Annotated in this window: 21 protein-coding genes; 8 read left to right on the top strand and 13 right to left on the bottom strand. The window is 69.1% G+C overall.

The features are described from left to right. Positions 1 to 56: 56 nt before the first annotated feature. Complete coding sequence (locus D577_RS0105100; RefSeq protein ID WP_018946473.1) at positions 57 to 1,058, top strand: matrixin family metalloprotease; 1,002 nt, start codon at positions 57 to 59, stop codon at positions 1,056 to 1,058. On the opposite strand, the gene D577_RS0105095 is transcribed toward D577_RS0105100, so the two are convergent. Next, complete coding sequence (locus tag D577_RS0105095; protein WP_018946472.1) at positions 1,052 to 2,353, bottom strand: OmpP1/FadL family transporter; 1,302 nt, start codon at positions 2,351 to 2,353, stop codon at positions 1,052 to 1,054. The genes D577_RS0105100 and D577_RS0105095 overlap by 7 nt on opposite strands. 375 nt (positions 2,354 to 2,728) lie before the next feature. Next, complete coding sequence (locus D577_RS0105090) at positions 2,729 to 2,932, bottom strand: DUF3185 family protein (protein WP_018946471.1); 204 nt, start codon at positions 2,930 to 2,932, stop codon at positions 2,729 to 2,731. 177 nt (positions 2,933 to 3,109) lie between these two features. On the opposite strand from D577_RS0105090, the gene mltF reads away from it, so the two are divergent. Continuing rightward, positions 3,110 to 4,555 carry a membrane-bound lytic murein transglycosylase MltF gene (mltF, locus tag D577_RS0105085; protein ID WP_018946470.1) on the top strand — a complete coding sequence of 482 codons (1,446 nt, stop codon included), beginning with the start codon at positions 3,110 to 3,112 and terminating at the stop codon, positions 4,553 to 4,555. On the opposite strand, the gene D577_RS0105080 is transcribed toward mltF, so the two are convergent. The 3 genes from D577_RS0105080 to D577_RS0105070 are packed head-to-tail and all read right to left on the bottom strand — an operon-like array spanning position 4,527 to position 6,801. Beyond that, positions 4,527 to 5,633 (bottom strand): DUF3524 domain-containing protein, encoded by a 1,107-nt coding sequence (locus D577_RS0105080; RefSeq protein ID WP_038036002.1) that lies wholly within the window; start codon positions 5,631 to 5,633, stop codon positions 4,527 to 4,529. The genes mltF and D577_RS0105080 overlap by 29 nt on opposite strands. 17 nt (positions 5,634 to 5,650) lie before the next feature. Next, positions 5,651 to 6,217 carry a carboxymuconolactone decarboxylase family protein gene (locus tag D577_RS0105075; protein WP_018946468.1) on the bottom strand — a complete coding sequence of 189 codons (567 nt, stop codon included), beginning with the start codon at positions 6,215 to 6,217 and terminating at the stop codon, positions 5,651 to 5,653. Beyond that, entirely contained in the window at positions 6,214 to 6,801 is a 588-nt protein-coding gene (locus D577_RS0105070) for a TetR/AcrR family transcriptional regulator (RefSeq protein ID WP_018946467.1), read from the bottom strand. Before D577_RS0105070 ends, D577_RS0105075 begins: the two co-directional genes overlap by 4 nt. Positions 6,802 to 6,883: 82 nt before the next feature. Here D577_RS0105070 and D577_RS0105065 point away from each other — a divergent pair, with 82 nt between their 5' ends. Beyond that, complete coding sequence (locus D577_RS0105065) at positions 6,884 to 7,666, top strand: hypothetical protein (RefSeq protein ID WP_024328532.1); 783 nt, start codon at positions 6,884 to 6,886, stop codon at positions 7,664 to 7,666. A 27-nt stretch (positions 7,667 to 7,693) separates the two neighbouring features. Here the strand turns inward: D577_RS0105065 and D577_RS0105060 are convergent, their stop codons facing one another. After that, entirely contained in the window at positions 7,694 to 8,023 is a 330-nt protein-coding gene (locus D577_RS0105060) for a high-potential iron-sulfur protein (protein ID WP_018946465.1), read from the bottom strand. 337 nt (positions 8,024 to 8,360) lie between these two features. Here D577_RS0105060 and D577_RS0105055 point away from each other — a divergent pair, with 337 nt between their 5' ends. Both D577_RS0105055 and D577_RS0105050 read left to right on the top strand, forming a co-directional pair. Beyond that, a complete protein-coding gene (locus tag D577_RS0105055; RefSeq protein WP_019589264.1) occupies positions 8,361 to 8,897 on the top strand; it encodes an outer membrane beta-barrel protein in 537 nt (178 codons plus the stop codon). A gap of 154 nt (positions 8,898 to 9,051) precedes the next feature. Further along, positions 9,052 to 11,814 (top strand): cation-transporting P-type ATPase, encoded by a 2,763-nt coding sequence (locus D577_RS0105050; RefSeq protein ID WP_018946464.1) that lies wholly within the window; start codon positions 9,052 to 9,054, stop codon positions 11,812 to 11,814. Positions 11,815 to 11,855: 41 nt separating this feature from the next. On the opposite strand, the gene D577_RS0105045 is transcribed toward D577_RS0105050, so the two are convergent. Both D577_RS0105045 and D577_RS0105040 read right to left on the bottom strand, forming a co-directional pair. Further along, complete coding sequence (locus D577_RS0105045; protein WP_018946463.1) at positions 11,856 to 12,362, bottom strand: cytochrome c; 507 nt, start codon at positions 12,360 to 12,362, stop codon at positions 11,856 to 11,858. After that, the gene (locus D577_RS0105040) at positions 12,359 to 12,985 is read right to left on the bottom strand and encodes a hypothetical protein (RefSeq protein WP_018946462.1); all 627 of its coding nucleotides are present in this window, start codon (positions 12,983 to 12,985) and stop codon (positions 12,359 to 12,361) included. Before D577_RS0105040 ends, D577_RS0105045 begins: the two co-directional genes overlap by 4 nt. Before the next feature lie 102 nt (positions 12,986 to 13,087). Between D577_RS0105040 and D577_RS0105035 the strand changes: the two genes are divergently transcribed. Continuing rightward, entirely contained in the window at positions 13,088 to 13,840 is a 753-nt protein-coding gene (locus D577_RS0105035; RefSeq protein ID WP_018946461.1) for a glycosyltransferase, read from the top strand. A gap of 1 nt (position 13,841) precedes the next feature. Here D577_RS0105035 and D577_RS0105030 read toward each other — a convergent pair whose 3' ends face one another. The 3 genes from D577_RS0105030 to D577_RS0105020 form a co-directional block, all read right to left on the bottom strand. Beyond that, entirely contained in the window at positions 13,842 to 15,530 is a 1,689-nt protein-coding gene (locus tag D577_RS0105030; protein ID WP_018946460.1) for a sensor domain-containing diguanylate cyclase, read from the bottom strand. A gap of 121 nt (positions 15,531 to 15,651) precedes the next feature. Continuing rightward, positions 15,652 to 16,323 carry an O-methyltransferase gene (locus D577_RS0105025; RefSeq protein WP_018946459.1) on the bottom strand — a complete coding sequence of 224 codons (672 nt, stop codon included), beginning with the start codon at positions 16,321 to 16,323 and terminating at the stop codon, positions 15,652 to 15,654. Positions 16,324 to 16,336: 13 nt separating this feature from the next. Next, on the bottom strand, positions 16,337 to 17,425 hold the full coding sequence (locus D577_RS0105020) for an SO_0444 family Cu/Zn efflux transporter (protein WP_018946458.1): 1,089 nt from the start codon (positions 17,423 to 17,425) through the stop codon (positions 16,337 to 16,339). A gap of 125 nt (positions 17,426 to 17,550) precedes the next feature. Between D577_RS0105020 and D577_RS0105015 the strand changes: the two genes are divergently transcribed. Further along, positions 17,551 to 18,018 (top strand): CopD family protein, encoded by a 468-nt coding sequence (locus tag D577_RS0105015; RefSeq protein WP_018946457.1) that lies wholly within the window; start codon positions 17,551 to 17,553, stop codon positions 18,016 to 18,018. A 7-nt stretch (positions 18,019 to 18,025) separates the two neighbouring features. On the opposite strand, the gene D577_RS0105010 is transcribed toward D577_RS0105015, so the two are convergent. After that, a complete protein-coding gene (locus tag D577_RS0105010; RefSeq protein ID WP_024328540.1) occupies positions 18,026 to 18,472 on the bottom strand; it encodes a DUF3293 domain-containing protein in 447 nt (148 codons plus the stop codon). Between the two features lie 143 nt (positions 18,473 to 18,615). On the opposite strand from D577_RS0105010, the gene D577_RS0105005 reads away from it, so the two are divergent. Next, the gene (locus tag D577_RS0105005) at positions 18,616 to 20,301 is read left to right on the top strand and encodes a diguanylate cyclase domain-containing protein (protein ID WP_018946455.1); all 1,686 of its coding nucleotides are present in this window, start codon (positions 18,616 to 18,618) and stop codon (positions 20,299 to 20,301) included. Here the strand turns inward: D577_RS0105005 and cls are convergent. Beyond that, positions 20,292 to 21,716, bottom strand: a complete 1,425-nt coding sequence (cls, locus tag D577_RS0105000) for a cardiolipin synthase (protein ID WP_018946454.1) — start codon at positions 21,714 to 21,716, stop codon at positions 20,292 to 20,294. The two genes, D577_RS0105005 and cls, sit on opposite strands and share 10 nt — an antisense overlap. Positions 21,717 to 21,867 lie beyond the last annotated feature (151 nt).

The following is a 21,867-nucleotide window of genomic DNA, read 5'->3' as shown; positions in this document are numbered from 1 at the left end:
TGCATGGGGGCCGGAGGTGTGGCAACTCTGCATTTGCAGGGGAAGAGGAGCACGCAATGACGGGACGCTGGTGGTTGCCTCTGGTCGTGGTGCTGGTCGCGATCGGGGGGTGGCGCGAACTGGTGGAGGAGGGGGCGGAGCAACCGGGGAATCCGGTCACCACCCTCGCGGAGCATCCGGTCGCTCCGGGATGCCGGCTGCCGGTGAGCTTTCACCTCGACCGGGTCGACGCCGAGTTCGGACTGTCGGAGCGCGAGGTGCGCGCGGCCCTGCGCGATGCCCGGGGGATGTGGGAGGAGACCACTGACGCGGAGCTGTTCCGTGAGGAAGAGGGTAAGGGGGTTGCGGTGCGGCTGGTGTTCGACGAGCGTCAGGCTGCGGCCCTGCGGCGGGATCAGGCCCGGACGGGCCTGGAGGAGCTGTATGCGGAGATCGAGCGCCGGCGCGAGCGTCTGGATCACGCACGTTCCGCGCTGGAGGCGGATATCCGGCGCCATGACGAAAACCGACAGGAGCTGGTGGAACGTCAGGCGGCCCACCAGCGCGACGTGGCCTCATGGAATGCCGGAGAAGGGCGCCGCACCGAGGCGCGTCGTGCGCGGCTGGAGCGCGAAGCGGAGGCCATCGAGCGCCAGCGGCGCGAGCTGAACCGCCGGGCCGAGCGGCTGGGCGAACGCCGTGATGAACTGGAGGACCGCCGAGCGGAGCTGGACGCGGCGATCGCGGACTACAATGCACGTGCGGACGGCCATAACGAACGCTCGCGCGAGGCGAGCGGATTCAACGTGGGATTGTACGAGCGCTCCGGCGAAGGGCGTTCGATCACCGTCTATCAGGCTACCGATCGCGAGCAGCTGACGCTGGTGCTGGCGCACGAGCTGGGGCATGCGCTGGGCATCGGCCACGTCGCGGATCCGGCCGCGGTGATGCACGCCAGTCTGGGTGCCGAGAATGCGGGGCGCGAGCGGCTCGCGGAGGCCGACCGGCGTGCGCTGGAACAGGCCTGCGACGTGACCACCGAGTCCACCGGGCCCACCGGGCCCGCACGGGGTCAGTAGCGGTAGCGCAGCCCTGCCGACAGGATGTTCACCCGCCCGCGGGTGCTGCCGCTGTATTCCACCGTGCCGGTGTCGAATTCGCGGGTCAGTTCGATGTCCTCGCTCGACACGTGGACGTAGGAGTAACCGAGGTCGACGCTCAGTCGTTCCGACGGATGCCAGGAGGCCCCCAGCGACAGCCAGGTGCGGTCGCCGTCCGGGGTTCGGGTCGAGCGATGGCTGTCGCGGGTGGGGGTGCGGTCGTACTGGATGCCGCCGCGCAGGGTCCAGGCCGGGTTGAGCTCGTATTCGGCCCCGATCGCCAGCGCGTAGCTGTTGCGATAGTCCTGCTCCAGCTCCTGTTCGGCCAGCGGGTGGTTGGACTCCACCGCGATCTCGTCGAAATTCGACCAGTTGAACCAGGTGTACTGCAGCAGCCCGGTCCAGCGTTCGTTGAAGCGATGGCTGAGCGCGGCGCTGGCGATGTCCGGGAGCTTGAGGTCGGCCTCGCCGGTGGCCACCACCGGCCCGGTCAGCGGCGGGCCGTTCTCCGGCATGGCGACGCGCGCCGTGCCCTTGAGCGTGTGGGTCACCCCGCTGCGATAGTGCAACCCGAGGCGAGTGGTGTCCGCGAGGTCGATCAGCACGCCGAGGTTGTACCCCACGTCCCAGCTGTCCCCTTCCAGGCGGTATTCGCCGTCGAGTGCCGGGTCCGGACCAATCGGGTCCGGGATGGCCGCACGCAGCGTGGCATCGGCGTACTGCAGGTCGATGCCGCCGCCGACGGAGACCCGATCGCTGACCTGCACGGCGATGCTGGGCTGCAGATTGAGCACCCGCAGGTCGGTCTCCAGCGAGTCGTAGCGGGCGAAGAAATCGTCGTCATACTCGCCCTTCAGTCCGAAATGGGTGCCCAGGCCGAAGCCCAGCCATACGCGATCCGACTGTGGCTCGGCCCAGTAGAAATTGGGCAGCGGGGTGGGGTCGTAGGGGTTGTCGCCCTCGCTGCCTTCCACGGGGAGCGTCTGGCCGTTGGCATTCGTGAAGCTCGAGCCGTCGTTGCGGGTGCTGGAGCGCGGGAACAGCAGATGCGCACCGGCCTGCACCTCGGCGCTTTCCAGGCGGGTCATGCCGGCGGGGTTGAAATAGATGGTGCTGGCGTCGGAGGCGATGGCGGCCTCGCCGGCATAGGCCCGGCCCAGGCCGGTCACCCCCTGTTCCTGCAGGTAGAAGCCGGCGGCCAGCACGGTGGCCGGGGCCAGACCGAGCGGCGCGGCGATGGCCGCGGCCGCGAGATGGCGCGCTCGAACAGGCATGGTTCCCCCCTTCACACCCGTGACACGGATTCTCGCGATCCGACTGGCAGCCGAAGGTAGCGAGGCCGCCGGCCGGACACAAGGGCCGGCTTAAGGAAACACTGATCAATGTACACGCTCGCGCTCGAGTCGCTTTTGCGTGGGAACAAGGCGCGGCGACCGCCGTGCAGTCATTCTGCACAAGGGAGCCGCAACGCCGTGCGCGCGCAAAAGCGGTCGAGCCCCTGCATTCAATAACTTGTGGGGGTTGGCACCCCGGGTTCCCCGATCCTGCGTTGCGGCCCTTGCCGGTAGAACCACTACCGGCTGCGTACCGCGCCTTGTCTCGGAAAACCCGGGGTGCCAACGCGAGCGTGTACATTGATCAGTGTTTCCTTAAATCAGCAGCAGGGCGAGCCCGATGCCGGCGGCCGCCGCGCCGCCACCGGCCAGCCCCAGGGTGCGGGCGGTGAAGCGGCCGATCACCGGGCGTGCCCGTTCGCGCCGGGTGAAGGCATCCTGCACGGCGACCAGCGCAGTGATGGCGCCGGCGACCAGCAGGATGATGCCGAAGATGTCCAGCAGTGCGGCGTATTCCATGAAGCTCCCGGGCGAACGACGGATCCTGCATCATGGATCATGCGTTGCGTTCCCCCATTTCGCATCCCAACCCTGATCTCACCGGGGTTGGTTGTGAACGGGGTCTCAGTGCTCGAAGGTGGTAATGACCATTCAGGATAGTGGGTTGTCAGGAGACAGCCAATCGGGAGGGATCTCATGTCATCGTTCTTGCTCAACCATTCGCAGCACGCACGTCACTGGTTTCGGTCGGGCCTGGTGGCCGCCGGCGCGGCCATATTGATGGCCTGCAGCCCCGGTGAAGGGCAGTCCGAGGTGCCCGGGGTGGAGGCGTCCGCGCTGGCGCATCCGGAGGAAGCGGGCGAACTGGTGGTGGTCACCCGCAACGCACCCACCGCCTGGTTCTACGACCGCCATACCGAGACCGCGGGCCCCGAACACGATCTGGTGGAGGCGTTCGCCGACGCCCGCGGCTGGGACGTCGAGTGGCAGGTGGTGGATTCGGTCGATGCCGTGCTGCGGGCCCTCGCCTCGGGAGAGGTCCACATGGCCGCGGCCGGGCTCACGCACCTCGAGTCGCGCGATGCTGATTTCCTCCGCGGGCCGCAGCACACCGAGGTGACCGAGCAGGTCGTCTGTCATCGCGACCAGCGCCCGCAGCCGCAGACGGCCGCCGACCTGGACGGGCTGGAGTTGGCGGTGAGCGCCAGCAGTGCCTACGTGGAAACGCTGCAGGCGCTGGAGGAGCCCGTGCCCTACCGTGCCGAACCCGAGGGTACCGAGCGGCTGCTGGCGGCCGTGGAAGAGGGCCGGCTGGACTGCACCGTGGCGGATTCGCATATCGCCGAACTCAACCGGCGGATGTTCCCGCATCTGGAAGTGGCCTTCGACCTGAGTGACGTCCGCGCGATCGGCTGGTACCTGCACCCCGATTTCGAGGGCCTGGCCGCACAGGCGAGCGCCTGGATGGACACCGACGAAGGGGCGCAGGCCCGCGCCCGGGTGGACGAGCTGTACTACGCCTATGTACCCGAATTCGATTTCGTCGACCTGCGCGCGCTGACCCGGCGCATCGACCAGCGGCTGCCGGATTTCCGCCCGGTGTTCGAGGAGGCCGCGGACGAGCACGAACTGCCCGCCGACTTGCTGGCCGCGCTGGCCTACCAGGAGTCGCACTGGGATCCGGAAGCCCGCAGTCCCACCGGGGTGCGCGGCCTGATGATGCTCACGCAGCGCACCGCGCAGGAGCTGGGCATCGAGGATCGCCTGGATCCGGAGCAGAGCATTCGCGGCGGGGCGCGTTACCTGCGTCAGATGCACGAGCGCCTGGATGAGGACATCCCGGAACCGGACCGCACCTATCTCGCGCTGGCCAGTTACAACATTGGCCGCGGGCATCTGCTGGACGCGCGGCGTCTGGCGCGCGAGCTGGGCCGCGATCCCGACCGCTGGGCGGACATGCGCGAGGTGCTGCCGCTGCTGACCGAGGAGCGTTACTACAGCAACCTGCGTTACGGCTATGCGCGTGGCTACCAGCCGGTGTACTACGTCCAGCGCATCCGCAATTACCGCGACGTGATCCGGCCGGTGTTCGTCGAGGACGAATCGGCGCCGCTCACCGGGCCGCGGGTGGCGCTGGACTGAGCACGCGCCCGGTCAGCTCCTCCAGGGCCCGCGCCCAGGCCGGCAGCAGCGCGGTGGTTTCCAGCGCCGAGACGTCCACCGGTGGCGGCAGGCCGTCGGTGAGCCAGCCGTCCAGTCGCGCGGCCAGGGCCTCGGAGTCGCCGGTCGGATAGCGGTACTCGCAGGGGTACTGTTCGGGGTAGCAAAGGGCGTCCGGGACCAGCGGGCGGGCGCCGGCGGCGCTGGCCTCCAGCATCGACAGTCCCTGGAATTCGTGTGCGGTGCTGCTGACCACGATGCCCGCGCGCCGCAGCAGGGCGTCGTATTCCTCCCGTGGCACGCGCCCGTCGGCGACGATGCATGCACCGAAACGCTGCCGTATTCGTTGCAGGGCGTCGGGGGGCGGTTCCGGGCGCGGACCCAGCAGGGCCAGGCGAAAATCCCGCCCGCGCGCGGCCAGTCTTTCCAGCGCCTCGGCGAAGAGTTCCGGGCGCTTGTCGTATTCCCAGCGGTGGTTCCACAGGATCAGCCCCGGGTCACGTTCGGGTGTGCCCCCGTCGGGTCGCCGCGGCGGCGCGACCGGGACCGGGAGTACGCGCGCCCGCTCGGCCAGGCGCTCCGGGACGCCGGGCGGGACTGCGTCGGGCATGCGCCGCAACAGGGCTCGCAGGCCGTCGAGGAAGGAGTCGCGATTGAATGCGGAGTTGAATGCGATGCGCCCGGCCGACAGCGCGCCGTAGACCTGCACTATCTGCGGCTCGATGGAGCGCACCTGATGCTCGCCGACCGGGTAGGCGAACTGGTTTTCGTGGAAGTAGTACAGCGCGGGCAGGCCCGCCAGCGGCGGGTGCAGGCCCCGCAGCGTGGCCAGATCCACCATCGAGGTGGCAACGATCGCGTCGGCCCGCACGCCTTCCAGCGCATCCAGCCAGGAGATCGGGTTGCCGCGGATGCGCCAGCGGAAATGGCGCCCGGGCAGCTCGAAGCGCTGCCAGTCGATCCCGGGAAAGGCGGTCACCAGGGCGTCCGCCCACGCGGCATGGCTGTCGGCACGATAGGCCGACAGCAGCAGCACGCGTGGACGCATTTCCCGGTTCATTCGGACTGCGCTCTGCCTCAGCCGCCGGCCGGGGCCGTCCAGCGTTCGCCCTGCATCGGTTCGTCCACCGGTGTGGCGGCGATGTGGTTGGTGTAGTTGGACAGGGTCTTGAGGCCGATGGCGAGGATGACCTCCAGCATTTTCTGCGGTGTGTGGCCGGCCTCCAGAAAGGCCTGCTTGGCCGTCTCGTCGACCCAGCCGCGGTGTTCCAGCATGGCCCGGGCAAACCCGCGCAGGGCCTCCAGCGCGGGGTCCTCCAGCGGCCGGTCCTCGCGCAGGGCGTCCACCACCGAATCGGCGACGCCGGCCATGCGGCCGGTCATGCTGTGGGCGGCCATGCAGTAATCACAGGCGTGGAAACGGCTGACGGTGAGCAGCAGCACGGCCTGTTCCTCGCCGCTCAGCGAGGTCTGCTGCAGGAGTTCGTTGAGATCGAGATAGGCCGCGGCCAGGGCCGGGACGGTGGCCATCTTGCGGATCAGGTTGGGGACCATGCCGAAGGTGGCCTCGGCGCGGTCGAAACTGGCGGCCGCCGCGGGGGCCGATGCGCGGTCATGCAGGGGGAAATCGGATTCGGTCGTCATGGCGCGTCTCCGTCGGGATGGGTGGTGAGCAGCAGGTCCTGCAGCGCCGGGGCCAGACGCAGGATGGTGTCCGCGTCCTGTTCCGCCCGTGCCATCAGCAGGATGCCCTCCATCAGCGCGAGCCAGTGATCGGCGAGGCGGGCGGTGTCGGTGCGTGCGTCCAGTTCGCCGTGCGCCACGGCCGCGTCGAGGGCCGCGCGGAATTGCGCGCGGATCGCGTCCAGATGGCCCTGCATGGCTGCCCGCAGGCGTGGGCTCTGCGTGCCGGTTTCCACCGCCAGGCTGCCGAACGGGCAGCCCGGCAGGCGGCCCTCCGCGGCCTGCATGCGGGCCTGGAATGCGTGGATCGCGCCGACGAAGGCGGTGACCCGCTCGCGCAGTCCACCGGGGCCGCGCAGGGCGGGCTCCAGGACTTCCGCTGTGAACTCGGTATACAGCGCCTCCAGCGTGGCGATGACCAGATCCTCCTTGCCCGGGAAGAAGTGATACAGGCTGCCCCGCCGCACGCCGGCGCGCTCGCAGATGCCGGCGATGCCCACCGAACCGTAGCTGCGGGTGAGCACGAGACCGCGGGTGGCATCCATCAGGGCCTGTCGGCTTTGGTCTCCGGTCGTCATGATCTACAGTCTAGTTGACCGATCGGTAAACGCAAGGGGAGGGAATCCAATGGGAGATCCAACGAACGAAGCGAAAGGCCTTGAGGGCGGCGTTTCGGATGACGGGGCCCCGGGTACCTCCGGTGGATCGGCCACGTCGCCGGTGCATGTGCCAGTGCGGTATCGCAGGACATGGGAGGATGGCTTCGGCGCGCGCGGCTGGAAGCTGGCCCTTCCCGGACTGGGCGAGGATGTGATTGCCGCGACGCCGTTCACCGGCGAACGCATCCCCACCTCGGTCTTCGTGCATGACATCGTGGATCACCATCTGTGCGGCTTCGCGCTGTCCGGTTACCTCGACGAGGCGGGGGCGCTGATGCAGCTGGCGCTGCGCACGGGCTCGGATCCGGTGGAGGACTATCGTCAGATGATCGACGAGGACCTGCTGCCCGGGCGTCCGGTCGCGGACGACTGGCCGGCCCTGTTGCCGCAAGCCCTGCGGCCCGGCACGGATACGCGCCCCGATCCGGAACATCTGCGCGGGCTGGCGCAGTGGGCGGGGCAGGGGGCCCTGCGGGCACTGCTGGTTGCGGGTTTCGTGCAGGCCGGGTACGCGCGTCTGGCGAGCGCGCGCGCGAACTGGGAAGGATACGGTCTGGACGTGCGGGCCCGGGAGGCGATTGCGCTGGCGCTGCAGCGCCTGTTCGAACGTCTGGACGAACGCATGCTGGCGGGCGACGTGCGGCACGCCGAGGGGGAATTCGAGATCACCGACCGGCGGGTGGTTTATCGCGATGCCGGCGGAGCGTCGGAGGACGCGGAGATCGTGAGGGAAGACCCCGCCGATGCGTGACCGGCGGGGTCGGGACGTGCCCGTGAATCAGCTCATCACGTGCGCGTCGCACCAGCCGGCTTCGTTGACCAGGACGTTCTGGAAGTCCTGGTGGAAGCAGCCGCCCCAGCCGTCCGGGGCATCCGCGTTGGCGTTCCAGAAGGCGCAGTTGTCGCAGCGCGCGCCTTCCTGGAACTGCGGGTGATCCGCGGCATCGGCCGCGTCGTTGACGTAGTCGTGGGCGTGACCGTCTTCGGCCTTCTCGTCCGCGGCGTGGACGGACTGCGTGCCCATCAGGCTCACCACCGGAATGGCGGCCACCGCGGCGGATGCGCGGCGCAGGAAGGCACGGCGATTGGCGTTGTGCTTGTCGGACATGGAAAACCTCCGTACTTGCGTAGGCTTGTGAATGTTCTTCGCTGACAACGTCCGGTGTTCTTTACTGTGTATTCCGGACGCTGCTTTCGAGTGTTACAGACGATGAGGGTTCCCGGCCAGATCCGGGATCCGTGTCGCGGGGCTCCGGTCTGCACATGGGCCTCAGCCTGAGTAGATGACATGGGGTCGCGGGAAATTCCTTCCGCTCCCGCCGGTGCGGTCGATCGGTACCGCCTCCGGCAGGCTTGCGGGGCACCAGCACCTGCCCCGGGCAGTTTTACGGATCGGGTGTCAGCGTTAAACTACCGTGAAACACAAGCTTTTCCGGGAGTTCGACATGCAGGTACGCAGGATGATGTTCGCAATGGCCGCCGCTCCGCTCCTGGCGGTCGGCACCGCCAGCGCCGACGGGATGGGGCTCAACCCGAGCTTTGCGGTGATGGGGGGTGGCCTCTGGACCACCGACTCCGATCTGCGAGATGACCCGGCCTATGGTCTGGAAATCGGCGCCGACTGCCTGCTGTTCCAGCCGGACAACGGCGTGCTGCGCCATCGTCTGAGCGTGACCGAGTTCGACGACGGCCCGCTGCGGATGACCAGCACCGAACTGAACACCCACTGGGAGTTTGAAGTTGCCGACAGCGTGACCATGGGCTTCGGGCCCGGGCTGGGCTATGTGAACACCAAGCTGGACGGTGACCGCAACGGTCTGTGGGCCGGGCAGTTCGGCGGCTCGGTGCAGTACGACGTGGACGACACCCTGTTCGTCGGCATGGAAGCGCGCTACCAGATCACCGAGAGCGATCGCTTCGCCGGCTCGCGCGAGGACATGGACAACATGCGCGTGATGGCCAAGGTCGGTTTCAATTTCTGAACCGGCAGGGCCTTCACTGAGAAAAAGGGCCGTCCCGGGCGACCGGGGCGGCCTTTTTTGTGCGTTCTGTCACGGAATCGGCGGGCTTGTGGCCGGCGCCGAACTCCGACAGGATTGAACCATGACGCACCAACCACCCGGATGAAGCCCGCCCATGGATGAATCCCGTCCCGATGCCCCTGACACCCCTGACACGCCCGGCGGCTCGGGGGACGATACCGGTGCCAATACTCCGTGGCATGCACTGGAAGCCGACGAGGCCCTGCGGCGCCACGACGCCGCACGCGAGGGGCTGAACGGCGACGAGGCCCGTGAACGGCTGGAGCGTTTCGGCCCCAACGCGCTCAAGCCGCCGGAAAAGGCCGGGGTGCTGCGGCGTTTCCTGCGTCATTTCCACAACATTCTGATCTACATCCTGGTGCTGGCGGCCATCGGGACCGCCCTGCTGGGCCACTGGGTGGACACCGGGGTGATCCTGGCGGTGGTGCTGATCAACACGCTGATCGGCTTCGTCCAGGAGGGCAAGGCGGAAAAGGCGCTGGACGCGATCCGCAGAATGCTCTCGCCGCAGGCGGTGGCCTTGCGCGATGGCGAACGCCGGGAGGTTCCCGCGGATACCCTGGTGCCGGGGGATATCGTCTATCTCCAGGCCGGGGATCGCGTGCCGGCCGACGTGCGGCTGTTCGAAGCCCGCAACCTGCAGGTCGAGGAAGCGGTGCTGACCGGGGAGTCGGTGGCGGTCGAGAAGGATACGGCCGCGGTCGACGAAGGCGCCGATCTGGGCGATCGGCGCGGCATGGCGTTCTCCGGCACGCTGGTGTCCTTCGGCCGGGGTACCGGGGTGGTGGTGGCCACCGGCGGCGATACCGAGATCGGGCGCATCTCCACCATGCTGGGCGAGGTGGAGAGCCTCGAGACCCCGCTGGTGCGCCAGGTGGCGCAGTTCGGCCGCTGGCTGGCCGGCGTCATCATCGTGATCTCGGCGGCGACCTTTGCCTTCGGCTTCTGGGTGCGCGATTACCCGCTGGACGAGATGTTCCTGGCGGCCGCCAGCCTGGCGGTGTCCACCATCCCCGAGGGCCTGCCGGCGATCCTGACCATCGCCCTGGCCATCGGGGTGCAGAAGATGGCCCGGCGCAACGCGATCATCCGCAAGCTGCCGGCGGTCGAGACGCTGGGTTCGGTGTCGGCGATCTGTTCCGACAAGACCGGGACCCTGACCCGCAACGAGATGACCGTGCAGGCGCTGATGACCGGTGCTGGCGAATACGGGGTCAGCGGGGTCGGTTATGCGCCGCACGGCGATTTCACGCGTGACGGGGTGGAGGTGGAGCCGGCCGATGCCCCGTGTCTGGAAGAGGTCCTGCGTGCGGGATTGCTGTGCAACGACGCAGAGGTTTTCGAAAAGGACGGCCAGTGGGTGATGCAGGGCGACCCCACCGAGGGGGCGCTGGTGACAGCGGCGTTCAAGGCCGGCCTGAGCACACGCCACGAGCACGAGTGCCTGCCGCGAACCGACGTGATCCCGTTCGAATCGGATCACCGTTACATGGCGACCCTGCATCACGACCACGACGGCCACGGGCGCATCTATCTGAAAGGGGCCCCGGAACGGGTGCTGGAGCTGTGCGAGCACCAGGCCACCGCCGACGGTCGCGAGCCGCTGCGGGCGGATGAATGGCATGCGGCGATGGACGCGATCGCGGCACGCGGTCAGCGCCTGCTGGCCATCGCCCGGCGCGAGACCACCGCCGAGCAGCGCGAGCTGACCTATGGTGACGTGGAGCAGGGTGGATTCATCCTGCTGGCGCTGGTGGGGATCATCGATCCGCCCCGCGACGAGGCGATCGCCGCGGTGGCCGAGTGCCAGCGGGCCGGGATCCGGGTCAAGATGATCACCGGCGACCACGCGGCCACCGCGCGGGCGATCGGCGAGCAGCTGGGCCTGCGCGGCGAGGGCGGCACGCTGACCGGCCAGCAGCTGGAAGCCATGGATGACGCCGAACTGGCGCGCGCGGTGGAGGATACCGACGTGTTCGCACGCACCACGCCGGAGCACAAGCTGCGGCTGGTCAGGGCGCTGCAGGGCAACGGCCGTATCGTGTCCATGACCGGGGACGGGGTGAACGACGCCCCCGCGCTCAAGCGCGCGGATGTCGGGGTGGCCATGGGGCACAAGGGGACCGAGGCGGCCAAGGAGGCCTCCGAGATGGTGCTGGCGGACGATAACTTCGCCTCCATCGCGCATGCGGTGGAAGAGGGCCGTACGGTCTACGACAATATCCGCAAGGCCATCCTGCACATGCTGCCCACCAATGCCGGGCAGTCACTGACCATCATGATGGCGATCCTGATGGGCCTGGCCCTGCCGCTGACCCCGGTGCAGGTGCTGTGGGTCAACATGGTGACCTCGGTGACCCTGGCGATGGCGCTGGCCTTCGAGCGCACCGAGCCGGGGGTGATGGGCCGTCCGCCGCGTGCGCCGGACACCCCGCTGCTGTCGGGGTTTCTGCTGTGGCGCATCCCGTTCGTGGCGATCCTGCTGTGGCTCGGGACCTTCGGCCACTTCGTGTACATGGAGGAGGTGCTGGGGGTGGCCGATGACCTCGCCCGCACCGTGGCCATCAACACCCTGGTGGCCGGTCAGGCCTTCTACCTGCTGAACCTGCGCCTGATCCATCAGCCGGTGCTGGCGGGTGGCGAGCTGTTCCGCTCGCGGGCGATGTGGATCGCCATCGGGGTGCTGGTCGTGCTGCAGCTGGCGTTCACCTACGTGCCGGTGATGCACACCCTGTTCGGCACCACTGCGATCGATGCCGGGGACTGGACGCGCATCCTGCTGTTCGGGCTGGCGGTGTTCCTGATCGTGGAGGGCGAGAAGCTGGTGTTCCGGCGCATGGGCTGGGCCGGGAACTGACCGCGCCGGTCGGGTCCGGTCAGTTCCCGCCCCGCCCGGTATCAGTCGGTGTGGGTGACCCACTCGCGGCCGGTGGCCTCTTCCCAGTCTGCGGGCGTGGGGGTGTTGCGGTCGTAGTCCAGCCAGGCCTCGTAGACCTCGTCGGGCCAGTGCGACTGCAGCCAGTAGATGATGGCCTCGGCGTCTTCTTCGTCGATCTGTTCCTCGAACGAGGGCATGGTGCCGCCACGGGCCTGGCCGCCGTAACGGATCATGTCCTTGAGCTGCCACCAGGGGTGGTGCCAGGTGTGGGCCGAACCGTCGAGCGGCGGCGGGGGCCAGTTGCCGTCTTCGTCCGGCTGGTGCCAGTTCTCCGCCCCCTCGCGGTCCTCGCCATGGCAGGCCGCGCAGTACTGCTGGTAGAGGTGCTCGCCGCGCGCGAGGATCTCCGGGTTGTCGGTGCGTTCGCGGTGTTCCGGCTCGCCGGACCAGAAGCCGCCGTCACAGCCGGTCACCAGCAGGGCCAGGGCCAGGGCGAGAAGCGGGGACGTTCGCAGGGTCGCGGTCATTCGGCTTCTCCTTCGTCCGGCGCGTCGTCCCCGCCGAAGGCATCACGGACCCCGTCCCAGGCGTCGCGCGAGCCGTCGCGGATGCGGCCCCAGGCGTCCCGCGACCCGTCGCGCACGCCATCCCAGGCCTCGCGGGAACCTTCGCGGACGCCGCCCCAGGCCTCGCGCGAGCCGTCCCGCACGCCTTCCCAGGCCTTGCGCGAGCCTTCGCGGATCGACCCGCCGGCGCGCCCGCTGCGCAGCTCCATGTCGTCGTACCAGGCGGCCAGGGCATCGCGTTCGTCGTCCAGGGCCTGCAAGGCCCGTTCGCGGTTTTCGCGCGTGGCGTCGGCGAGATCGTCCCAGGTCTCGCTGGCCTCCCGGTGCAGGCGCTGCAGGGTGTCATCCATCGCGTCCAGGGTATCCCGGGTGCGTTCGCGTGCGGTCTCGTCGCCTTCTTCGGCATCGCGCTGCAGCTGCTCGCGGCGCTGCTGCCAGTCCTCGCGCAGGCTCTTCATCGACTCGCTGGTGGTTGCGGCGGCGGTGGTCCCGTCGCCGGATTCCGCCCAGGTGGCCGGTGGCAGCGCCAGCAGGAGCCCGAGCACGGCCAGGAGTAACAGTCGGGTGGCTGGATTGCGGGTCATGAGGAGTCTCCGGATGCCTCGATTTGTCCACCATGGTAGACGAGTGCGGCCCGGTGTAGTTTCCCCAGTTCCGTGCGCGACGGCCGACCAGGAGGTGAATCCGTGAATTTCGACGCTTTTGTCCGCGGTGCTCCGGGCCTGTCCGTGATCATCCCCGCGTGGAACGAGGCGGAATGGCTGCCGCGGACCCTGGCCGCGGTCCAGGGGGCGCTGGCCGGTGTCGAACGGGCCAGCGAGATCATCGTGGTCGACAATGCCTCCACGGATGCCACCCCGGAGATCGCGCAGCGCGCGGGCTGCCGGGTGGTGTACGAGCCGGAGCGCAGGATCAGCCGGGCGCGCAATGCGGGTGCCGGGGCGGCTCGCGGGCAGTACCTGCTGTTCGTCGATGCCGACACCTGGCCCGATGCCGAACTGCTGCAGGCCACGCTGGACGCGCTCGACAGCGGAACGGTGTGCGGCGGTGGCGCCCGGGTCGCCTTTGATCATCTCGACCATCGCATTTATCGCTGGGGCGCGGCTGCATGGAACGCCCTCTCCGCGCGCCTGGGGCTGGCCGCGGGTTGCTACGTATTCTGCACCCGCGAGGCGTTCGCGGCCGCGGGCGGTTTCAGCGAGGCGGTCTATGCGGGCGAGGAGGTGTTCCTGTCACGGGCACTGAAACGCCGGGGACGCGCGCAGGGTCAGCGCTTCGAGATCCTGCAGACGCCGGTGCTGACCTCCGGGCGCAAAGAGGACTGGTTCCATCCGGCCCGCCATGTCCTGGTGGTGCTGCAGGTGCTGCTGTTGCCCTGGAGCCTGCGTTCGCGGCGTCTGAGCTGGTTCTGGTACACGCGTCCCCCGCGCAAACCCTGACTCAGAGCACGTCGAAGCGGTTGCGTCCGGATTCCTTGGCCGAATACAGGGCGTGGTCGGCGCGTTCGAGGGTCTCGTCGACGGGTTCTCCGGGCTGCGCGAGGTGGCCCCCGGCGCTGAAGGTCACGGGCGTGTCCTCGGGGGTTTCCACTCCGGCGGCGGCCTCGATGAGGGCCTGACCCATGGCGGACAGGCGTTCCGGGTCGCAGGGATGCAGCAGGACCAGGAATTCGTCGCCGCCCCAGCGCGCCACCCGGTCGTCGGGGCCGAGAAATTCGCGCAGCCGTTCGGCGACCCGGGTCAGGGTGGTATCGCCTTCGGCATGCCCGTGGGTGTCGTTGAGCGGCTTGAAGTGGTCCAGGTCCAGATAGATGACCCCGAACGGCTCGCCGGAATGCCGCGCGCGCTGGGCATGGTCATCCAGCAGCTCGTCCATGCCCCGCCGGTTCACCAGTCCGGTCAGCGGATCCTTGCGGGCCATTTCGTGCAGTGCCTCGGTGCGCTCGCGGACCTTGGTCTCGAGGTTGCGGGTCTGGTTGCGGATGGCCTCCGCCATGCTCTGGTAGTGCCGCATCAGGCGGCCGATCTCGCCGCGCGCCTCGGGCAGTTCCACCGGGCGCAGGTCGCCGGACTGGATGCGTGCCATCGCCTGTTCCAGCGCGGCCACCGGGCGGAAAATCAGGCGCTGCAGGGCCATGTGCAGCAGGACCAGGACCAGGGCCAGGGTGAAGCCGAAGACCACCAGCACCGGCGTGAAATGTCGTACCGGCATCACCTCGTCGAGATCCAGCAGGGTGATTTCGTACCAGTCGAGAGTCGGCAATCGGGCGATGCCCGCCAGCTGGCGCTGCCCGTCGATCTGGACGAAGTCGGTGCGCACCTCGCCTTCCGGGTCGGACAGATCCCGCAGTTCGTCCATCATGGAGCGGATGCGCTGGTGGTCGCGGGGCCGGTCGACCAGGCGTTCCACCGTGCTTTTCTGGCCCTCCGGCTGCACCAGGCTGGCGAATTCGATGAACTCCGGATCGCGGTAGAGCTGGATGGCGCCGCTGAAGTCGGCGAACACCGTGGTGATCCCCGGCTGCTCGATGTCGACGATGTCGCGCAGGATGCCGTCCAGTTCCAGGCCGGTCCCGGTCATGCCCAGGATGGAGCCGTCGCGGTCGCGGATCAGCACGTCGATCCACAGCTTGGTGACCCCCAGCTCGGTGTCCGGATTGACGTTGAGATGGAAGTCGCGTTCCTCCTCGATCAGGCGGAAGAACCAGGCATCATCGGGGTCGTCGGGGTCCAGGTGATAGCGCAGCGGGTCGTCGGCGAATTCGTCGTCGGCGTTGTTGTGGTAGTAGGCGCCGTTTTCGCGCAGGGCCACGAAGTAGTTTTCGTCGCGGAAATTGCCGCGAAAGCTCTCCATCTCCTCGATGGCGGCCGCCTCCCTGTCGGGGTTGTCGGGTTCACGGGCGAACCGGAGGATGGCGGTGGAGTCGGCCAGCTGGTGCGACAGGGCGATCTCGCGTTCCAGCGGCTGCTGCAGGCGGGCGCTGTCGTAGCGCACCTGGATCTCCGCGACGTGCTTCCCCCACTGCTCGATGATGCCTTCGGCAATGCGCTCGAAGGCGAACCAGACGCCGACCAGCCCGACCAGGAGCAGGGCGCCGGCGAGCACCAGGAAGCGGCTGCGCAGGCTCATGGCGGGGGCGGGAACGGGGATGGAAAACCGTGCATGGTTCAAGTTTAGAGAAACGCCGTTCAATGTGCACGCTCGCGCTGGCATCCCCGATTTTCCGGGACAAGGCGCGTCGTGCAGCGGGTCACGCGGCCCGTTTGCGCGCCAGCGTCAGGCCGTCGCCGATCGGCACCAGCGACAGATCCACCCGCTCGTCCCGGTGAACGAACCGGTTGAATTCGCGGATCGCTACCGTGTCCTCGCGTTGATCGCTGCGGTCGGCCACGGTGCCGTGCCACAGGGTGTTGTCGATCATCACCAGGCCCCCGGGCGCCAGCAGGGCGAGGCAGTGTTCGTAGTATTCGCGGTAGCCGGTCTTGTCGGCGTCGATGAAGGCCAGGTCGAAGGGCTCGACCGCGGGATCTTCTTCGCGCAGGGCCTGCAGGGTGTCCGCGGCCGGTCCGAGGCGCAGGTCGATGCGGTCCTCGACGCCGGCGCGGCGCCAGTAGCGGCCGGCGATGTCGGTCCATTCGCGGCTGAGATCACAGGTCACGATCCGGCCGTCGGCCGGCAGGGCCTCGGCGATGACCAGGCTGCTGTAGCCGGTGAAGGTGCCGATCTCCAGGTAGCGCCGGGCACCCGTCAGCCGGGCGAGCAGGGCCATGAACTGCCCCTGTTCCGGGGCGATCTGCATGCGCGCCTCGGGCAGGGCTGAGGTCTGCGCACGCAGTTCCGCCAGCAGCGGCGATTCGCGCAGCGAGGCGTCGAGCAGATACGGGTGGAGTTCGTCGTCGAGGCCGATGGAGCGGGTGGACATGGCAACCTCCGGGTCAAGGAAACACTGCGCGCAGGCGTTGCAGGCCACGCAGCGGGTGGATGGCGGCCACGGTCAGGGCGATCAGCGCCGCCCATTCCAGCCAGTGGGGCAGCCATTCGGTGGCGGCCTCGACCCCGGTCAGCGGATCGAATCCGGTGTACGCCAGGGCCAGATCCAGCAGCAGCCCCAGGGCGACGGTCGATACCACGATCCCGACGAGGTAGCGAACCAGCGCGGCATTGCCCATCTCCCGACGATAGACGCCCAGGGTCGCCATGCTGGTGATCGGCGCGGCCAGCAGGAACACCAGCACGGTCCCGGGCGAAACGCCGGCCACCAGCAGGCCGGCGGCGATGGGCGTGGCCGCCGTTGCACACAGATACATGGGGATGCCCACCAGCGCCATCAGGAGCATGACGGCCGGCCCGCTGCCGTACGCGGCCAGCGCATCCGGCGGTACGGTGGCCAGCAGCACGCCCGCCACCAGCAGTCCGAGCACCAGCCACAGGCGGATGTCGTCGAGGATGTCGCCAAAGGCGTAGGCCAGGCCGCCGCGCAGTTCGGCCAGCCGACCGGGGCCGGCGCCGGGCGGCGCGGCCTCCGTGTCGCAGGCGTCTTCGCAGCCATTCCCGCAGCTGCTGCCGCAGGCGTCGCCGCCGACATTGTCCGGGCCGGGGTCGGGCGGCGACTGGCGGGCGAGGCTTCCCGCCCCGACCAGCAGACCGGTGGCCAGCGCGGTGACCACCGCGCCGAGCCCCCGGACCACGGCCATCAGCGGTCCCAGCAGGACGTAGCTGATCGCCAGCGACTCGATCCCGATGCCGGGGCTGCCGATCAGGAAGGCCGTGGCGGGGCCGCGTCCGGCGCCGCCACGGTGCAGCGCCAGCGCGGCCGGGATGGCGCCGCAGGAACACAGGGGCAAGGGCGCCCCGGCCACCGCCCCGCGCGCCGTGGCCCCCACCGAGGATCCCCCCAGCCAGGCCTGCAGGCGTTCCTGAGGCAACAGGGCGCGCACCAGGCCGGCGACCGCCAGCCCCGCCAGCAGCCAGGGCGCGGCGGCGAGCGCGAGTTGCAGGGTGGCCTGAAGTATGTCGCTTGCCATGAGTCCATCCTTCGCTGTGTGCCGCGCGGGTGCAAGAGCGACCAGTGCGGGTGGCGGTTCGGCACTGCCCGGCGCGAGCGGCTACACTGCCGCCCATTCACGCAATGCAACGAAAGGAGACGATAATGACGGGATACGCACTGGCGAACGTGCTCCACGTCCTGGCCGTGGTGATCTGGGTGGGCGGCATGTTCTTCGCCTGGGCCATCCTGCGCCCGGCGGCCAACGCGGAGCTGGATGACGCCGCGCGTCTGCGCCTGTGGCCGGCGGTGCTGGGGCGGTTCTTCCCCTGGGTGTGGGCCTCCATCGCGGTGGTTCTGGTGACGGGCTTCTACCTGATCTTCGGTGTACTCGGGGGCATGGGCGGGGTGCATCCCAGCGTGCACACCATGCTGCTGCTGGGCATCATCATGATGCTGATCTTCGCGCACATCTTCTTTGCCCCGTATCGTCGCCTGAAGCAGGCCGCCGAGGCCGGGGACGTTGCAGAAGGCCTGCGCCGCATCGGCCAGATCCGCCTGTTCGTGGCGATCAATACCGTGCTGGGCCTGGTCACCGTGGCCGTGGGCTCCGGCGGCCGGCTGCCGCTGTAAAGCGCGTTCAGGGGCCCGGCCCGGAGCGCAGGCGCGGGTGCCAGACGAGTTCCGGCGCCCGCGGCGGTTCGCACTCCACCACTGCGTTCTGCTCGAATTTTTCCAGCCAGTGGTCACGGATCGCCGGCGGGAGGTCGGGGATGCCGAAGCCGGGTTCTTCCGGCCATTCTCCGTCCGGATCGCCGCTGGTGGCCGGCCAGGCGGGCCGTCCCGCGCTGGTGATCGTGGCCCGCAGCTGTTCCTGGCGCCGGGCGTTCTCCGTCGCACCGGACGGCCGACTGAAGGGGTTGTGTGCGGTGATCAGCGTGATCCGTGCATGGCCCCGTGCGCTCAGCTGGCGCGCCAGTTCCGCGTGGGGCTCGCCAATGCGCAGGTCGAGGGTCGTGGCGGCGGTATGCAGGCTGCCGGTAGGGCCCGGCGGCAGCTGCACGCGGTAGTGCGCCGCGGCGTACACCTGCTCCAGACGCCGGATCTCTGCGTTGTCTCCGGGGGCAGACGATCCCCCGCTGCTTGTCTGTTCGGTCATATCGCGGCACTCTCGAGGTTGCACCTGCACGGCAGGCGATTCGACAGGGGGAGCGGGATGTCGGTCAAGCCATGGATCCAGCGGGGCGGGACGTGAGCCGCGGGCCGGCCCCCGGTCGGCTCCCCGGGCGGACTTCGCATCTGACCGGGGCCTTTCTGCTGGTCCTGCTGCTGGTGGCGGCGGTGGCGGTGGTCAGCTGGTTGCGCGTGCAGCAGCTGCAGCAGGAGGTCCAGTCTCTGGCCGCGGAATACGTGCAGCGGGTGGACAGTGTCCACCGCATGCGCGCGCTGGTGCGCGAGCGGACGCTGCGCGCGACGCTGGTCCTCAGCACCGATGACCCCGCCATGCAGGACCAGTACCGCCAGGAATTCCGTGATCTCGCCCGCCGCTTCATCGAGGCGCGCGACGAGGTGGATCGGACGATCGACGATCCCCGCCATGCGCGTCTGCTGGCGGAACTGCGCGAGATGACCGCGGTGGGGGCGCCGCTGATGAGCGAGATGATCGACCTGGCCCTTGCCGGCGGCCGTCAGGAGGCGTTGCCGACCCTGTATTCCCGCATCATGCCGGCGCAGGAGCGCACCCTGGAGCAGATCGAGCGCCTTCTCGCGGCCCTGGAACAGCAGAACGCGGCGGACATTCGCGCGATGGTGCGCCAGCACGAGGATACCCAGCAGGTCATGGTGATGGCCTCGGGCGTGGCCATGCTGCTGATCGCCGGCATCGGTTTTCAGGTGCGCCGGCGCATCCGCCAGGATCATTCGGCGCTGCAGGAGGAGCTGGTGCAGCGCCGCCGGGCCGAAGCGCGCCTGCGCGAGACCCAGGCCGGGCTGGAGGCCGCGGTGGCACGGCGTACCGCCGAGCTTGAGGATGCCTCCGCGCGTCTGGAAGAGGCCCAGCGCATCGCCGGTGTGGGGTACTGGGACTGGGGCATCCGCGGCGAGCAGCTCAACTGGTCGACCAATGTGTTCGAGCTGTTCGGTCTGGATCCCGAACGGGACACGGCCGGTTTCGAGGCCTACATGCACGCCATCCATCCGGACGACCGGGTCCGGGTGCGCCAGGGCATCAACGCCGCGCTGGCCGAGGGCAGCCATTATCACCTGGAGCACCGGGTCGTGCTGCCCGACGGCGGGCTGCGGCACGTGCGGGTGGAGGGCGAGATATCGCGTGATGCTGACGGGCGCCCGCAGCGGGTGCTGGGCATGGTGCGGGACATCACTCGCGACAAGCAATCCGAACAACGCCTGTGGCATCAGGCCCATCATGATTCGCTGACCGGACTGCCGAACCGCAGCCTGCTGCAGGAGCACCTGCGTCAGGCGCTGAGCCGGGCGCGGCGCAACGGCACCCGTCTGGCGCTGCTGGTCTGCGACCTGGACGGCTTCAAGCCGGTCAACGACCGTCTGGGTCACGATGCCGGTGACGTGGTGCTGGTGACCGTGGCCGCGCGCCTGCGCAGCGGGGTGCGCGAGAGTGACGTGGTCGCCCGCGTGGGGGGCGACGAGTTCGTCCTGCTGCTGGAGGCCGTGGGCGGACCCGAGGACGTGCGCGCCGTGGGACGCAAGCTGCACCAGCGTTTCGCCGAGCCGTTGGAGATCAATCAGGAGGCGGTACGCGTGGGTTTGAGTCTGGGGGCGGCGATCTATCCCGACGACGGCGAACGGGCCGAGGAGCTGCTGCAGCAGGCGGACCACGCCATGTACGTCGCCAAGAACGGTTCCGGCCAGGAACTGGTGCTGTCGGATCAGAGGTAGGGTGTGAGCAGCCGGGCGGCGCCGTCGCGCAGGCGTATCGGCAGCGGGCGGCGGTAGACCTCGGTAAGCGTGAGTTCGCGCGAGTCTTCCAGCAGCTCGTCGGCCCACTGCGTCAGGCGTCCGCCCAGCCCCGGGTCGTAGCATTCCAGGTTGAACTCGAAGTTCAGGCGCAGGCTGCGCGGGTCCCAGTTGGCGGAGCCGGCCAGCACCCACTCGCCGTCCACCAGCATGATCTTGGAATGGTTGAACGGCGGCGGGGTCAGCCACAGGCGGCAGCCGCGTTCCAGCAGTTCCGCCTGGCCCGGCTGGCTGGCCCATTGCACCAGCCGCAGATTGTTGTGTTCTGGCAGCAGGATGTCCACGCGGATCCCGCGCAGTGCGGCGGCCTTGAGCGCCCCCACCAGGGCGTGGTCGGGCAGGAAATAGGGCGTGGCGATCACGATGCGCTCGCGGGCCTCGGCGATCGCCGCCTGCAGGGTGAAGTTGAGGACCTCGAAATCCTCGTCCGGGCCGTCGGGCAGCCCGCGGCACAGCAGGGCACCGCCGTCGGCGTCCAGCGGCGGGAACCAGGTCTCGCCCTTCAGCTGTTCGCCGGTGGTGAATTCCCAGTCCTCGGCAAACACCCGTTGCAGCTGGCGGCAGACCGGCCCGCGCACGGCGAAATGCAGATCCTGGATGGGGTGACGTCCGGGGTCGCTGGGGCTGTGCCCGCGGCGGATATTCATGCCGCCGGTGAAGCCACGATACCCGTCGATCACCAGCAGCTTGCGGTGATTGCGCAGGTTGAAGACCGCCAGGCTGCGCGGGATGTGGTGCACGGGCAGGAAGGGGGCGGCGACGAGCCCGGCGCGGCGCAGATGGCGCAGGGTGTTGCGGCGGCTGTAGCGCACCCCGATGCCGTCGACCAGCACGCGCACGGCCACACCGCGTTCGCGCGCCGCCTGCAGGTGCCGGATGAAACGCTGGCCCTGAGTGTCGTAATCGAAGATGTAGGTGGCCAGGGTGATGGAATGTTCCGCGCGATCGATCGCCTCCAGCATCGCGCCGAAGGCCTGGTCGCCGTCGAACAGCGGTTCCATCGCGTTGCCGCCGGTCAGGCGGAACGGGCTCAGGCGGTCGCCGCTGTGTACCAGGCGTTCCCAGCGCGCCGGCGGCGCGGGGCGTGCCCCTTCGTGCGGCTGCAGCCCGGACAGCAGGTGCCCCTCGCGCAGGGCATGCGCACGGCGCCGGATGCGGTTGACGCCGAACAGCCAGTAGAGGATGGAGCCGGCCAGCGGCAGCAGGAAGATCAGCCCGACCCACGCGATCAGCATGCCGGTGTCGCGCCGCTGCAGCAGGGCGTGCGCGGCGGTGGCGACGGCGATCGCGAGCGAGACGACGGCGAAAACACTGGCGGCCCAGCCGCTGTCGAGCACAGCAGGTCTCCCGGTGACGGTGTGGCGTGGCGGCGTTGTGGATGAACCGCCGCAGGCCCGCTACAGTACGCGGGCCGGGCGGCAGCTTAAAGATTTTCCCCGGTGCCCGCCACGGTGGCCCGCGGGAATCCAGCCCTGTCGCCCTCCGTTT

It is taken from the genome of Thioalkalivibrio sp. AKL17 (genome assembly GCF_000377885.1).
GTDB lineage: Bacteria > Pseudomonadota > Gammaproteobacteria > Ectothiorhodospirales > Ectothiorhodospiraceae > Thioalkalivibrio > Thioalkalivibrio halophilus.
The sequence above is the reverse complement of the archived record's forward strand: the minus strand, read 5'-3'. Positions and strand labels throughout refer to the sequence as shown.

Coding starts and splice junctions, on each gene's coding strand:
- D577_RS0105100 (WP_018946473.1), top strand. CDS start 57: ATGACGGGACGCTGGTGGTTGCCTCTGGTCGTGGTGCTGGTCGCGATC.
- D577_RS0105005 (WP_018946455.1), top strand. CDS start 18,616: ATGGATCCAGCGGGGCGGGACGTGAGCCGCGGGCCGGCCCCCGGTCGG.
- D577_RS0105030 (WP_018946460.1), bottom strand. CDS start 15,530: ATGAGCCTGCGCAGCCGCTTCCTGGTGCTCGCCGGCGCCCTGCTCCTG.
- D577_RS0105065 (WP_024328532.1), top strand. CDS start 6,884: ATGGGAGATCCAACGAACGAAGCGAAAGGCCTTGAGGGCGGCGTTTCG.
- D577_RS0105045 (WP_018946463.1), bottom strand. CDS start 12,362: ATGACCGCGACCCTGCGAACGTCCCCGCTTCTCGCCCTGGCCCTGGCC.
- D577_RS0105075 (WP_018946468.1), bottom strand. CDS start 6,217: ATGACGACCGAATCCGATTTCCCCCTGCATGACCGCGCATCGGCCCCC.
- D577_RS0105015 (WP_018946457.1), top strand. CDS start 17,551: ATGACGGGATACGCACTGGCGAACGTGCTCCACGTCCTGGCCGTGGTG.
- D577_RS0105055 (WP_019589264.1), top strand. CDS start 8,361: ATGCAGGTACGCAGGATGATGTTCGCAATGGCCGCCGCTCCGCTCCTG.
- D577_RS0105050 (WP_018946464.1), top strand. CDS start 9,052: ATGGATGAATCCCGTCCCGATGCCCCTGACACCCCTGACACGCCCGGC.
- D577_RS0105080 (WP_038036002.1), bottom strand. CDS start 5,633: ATGAACCGGGAAATGCGTCCACGCGTGCTGCTGCTGTCGGCCTATCGT.
- D577_RS0105060 (WP_018946465.1), bottom strand. CDS start 8,023: ATGTCCGACAAGCACAACGCCAATCGCCGTGCCTTCCTGCGCCGCGCA.
- D577_RS0105070 (WP_018946467.1), bottom strand. CDS start 6,801: ATGGATGCCACCCGCGGTCTCGTGCTCACCCGCAGCTACGGTTCGGTG.
- mltF (WP_018946470.1), top strand. CDS start 3,110: ATGTCATCGTTCTTGCTCAACCATTCGCAGCACGCACGTCACTGGTTT.
- D577_RS0105025 (WP_018946459.1), bottom strand. CDS start 16,323: ATGTCCACCCGCTCCATCGGCCTCGACGACGAACTCCACCCGTATCTG.
- D577_RS0105020 (WP_018946458.1), bottom strand. CDS start 17,425: ATGGCAAGCGACATACTTCAGGCCACCCTGCAACTCGCGCTCGCCGCC.
- D577_RS0105040 (WP_018946462.1), bottom strand. CDS start 12,985: ATGACCCGCAATCCAGCCACCCGACTGTTACTCCTGGCCGTGCTCGGG.
- D577_RS0105095 (WP_018946472.1), bottom strand. CDS start 2,353: ATGCCTGTTCGAGCGCGCCATCTCGCGGCCGCGGCCATCGCCGCGCCG.
- D577_RS0105090 (WP_018946471.1), bottom strand. CDS start 2,932: ATGGAATACGCCGCACTGCTGGACATCTTCGGCATCATCCTGCTGGTC.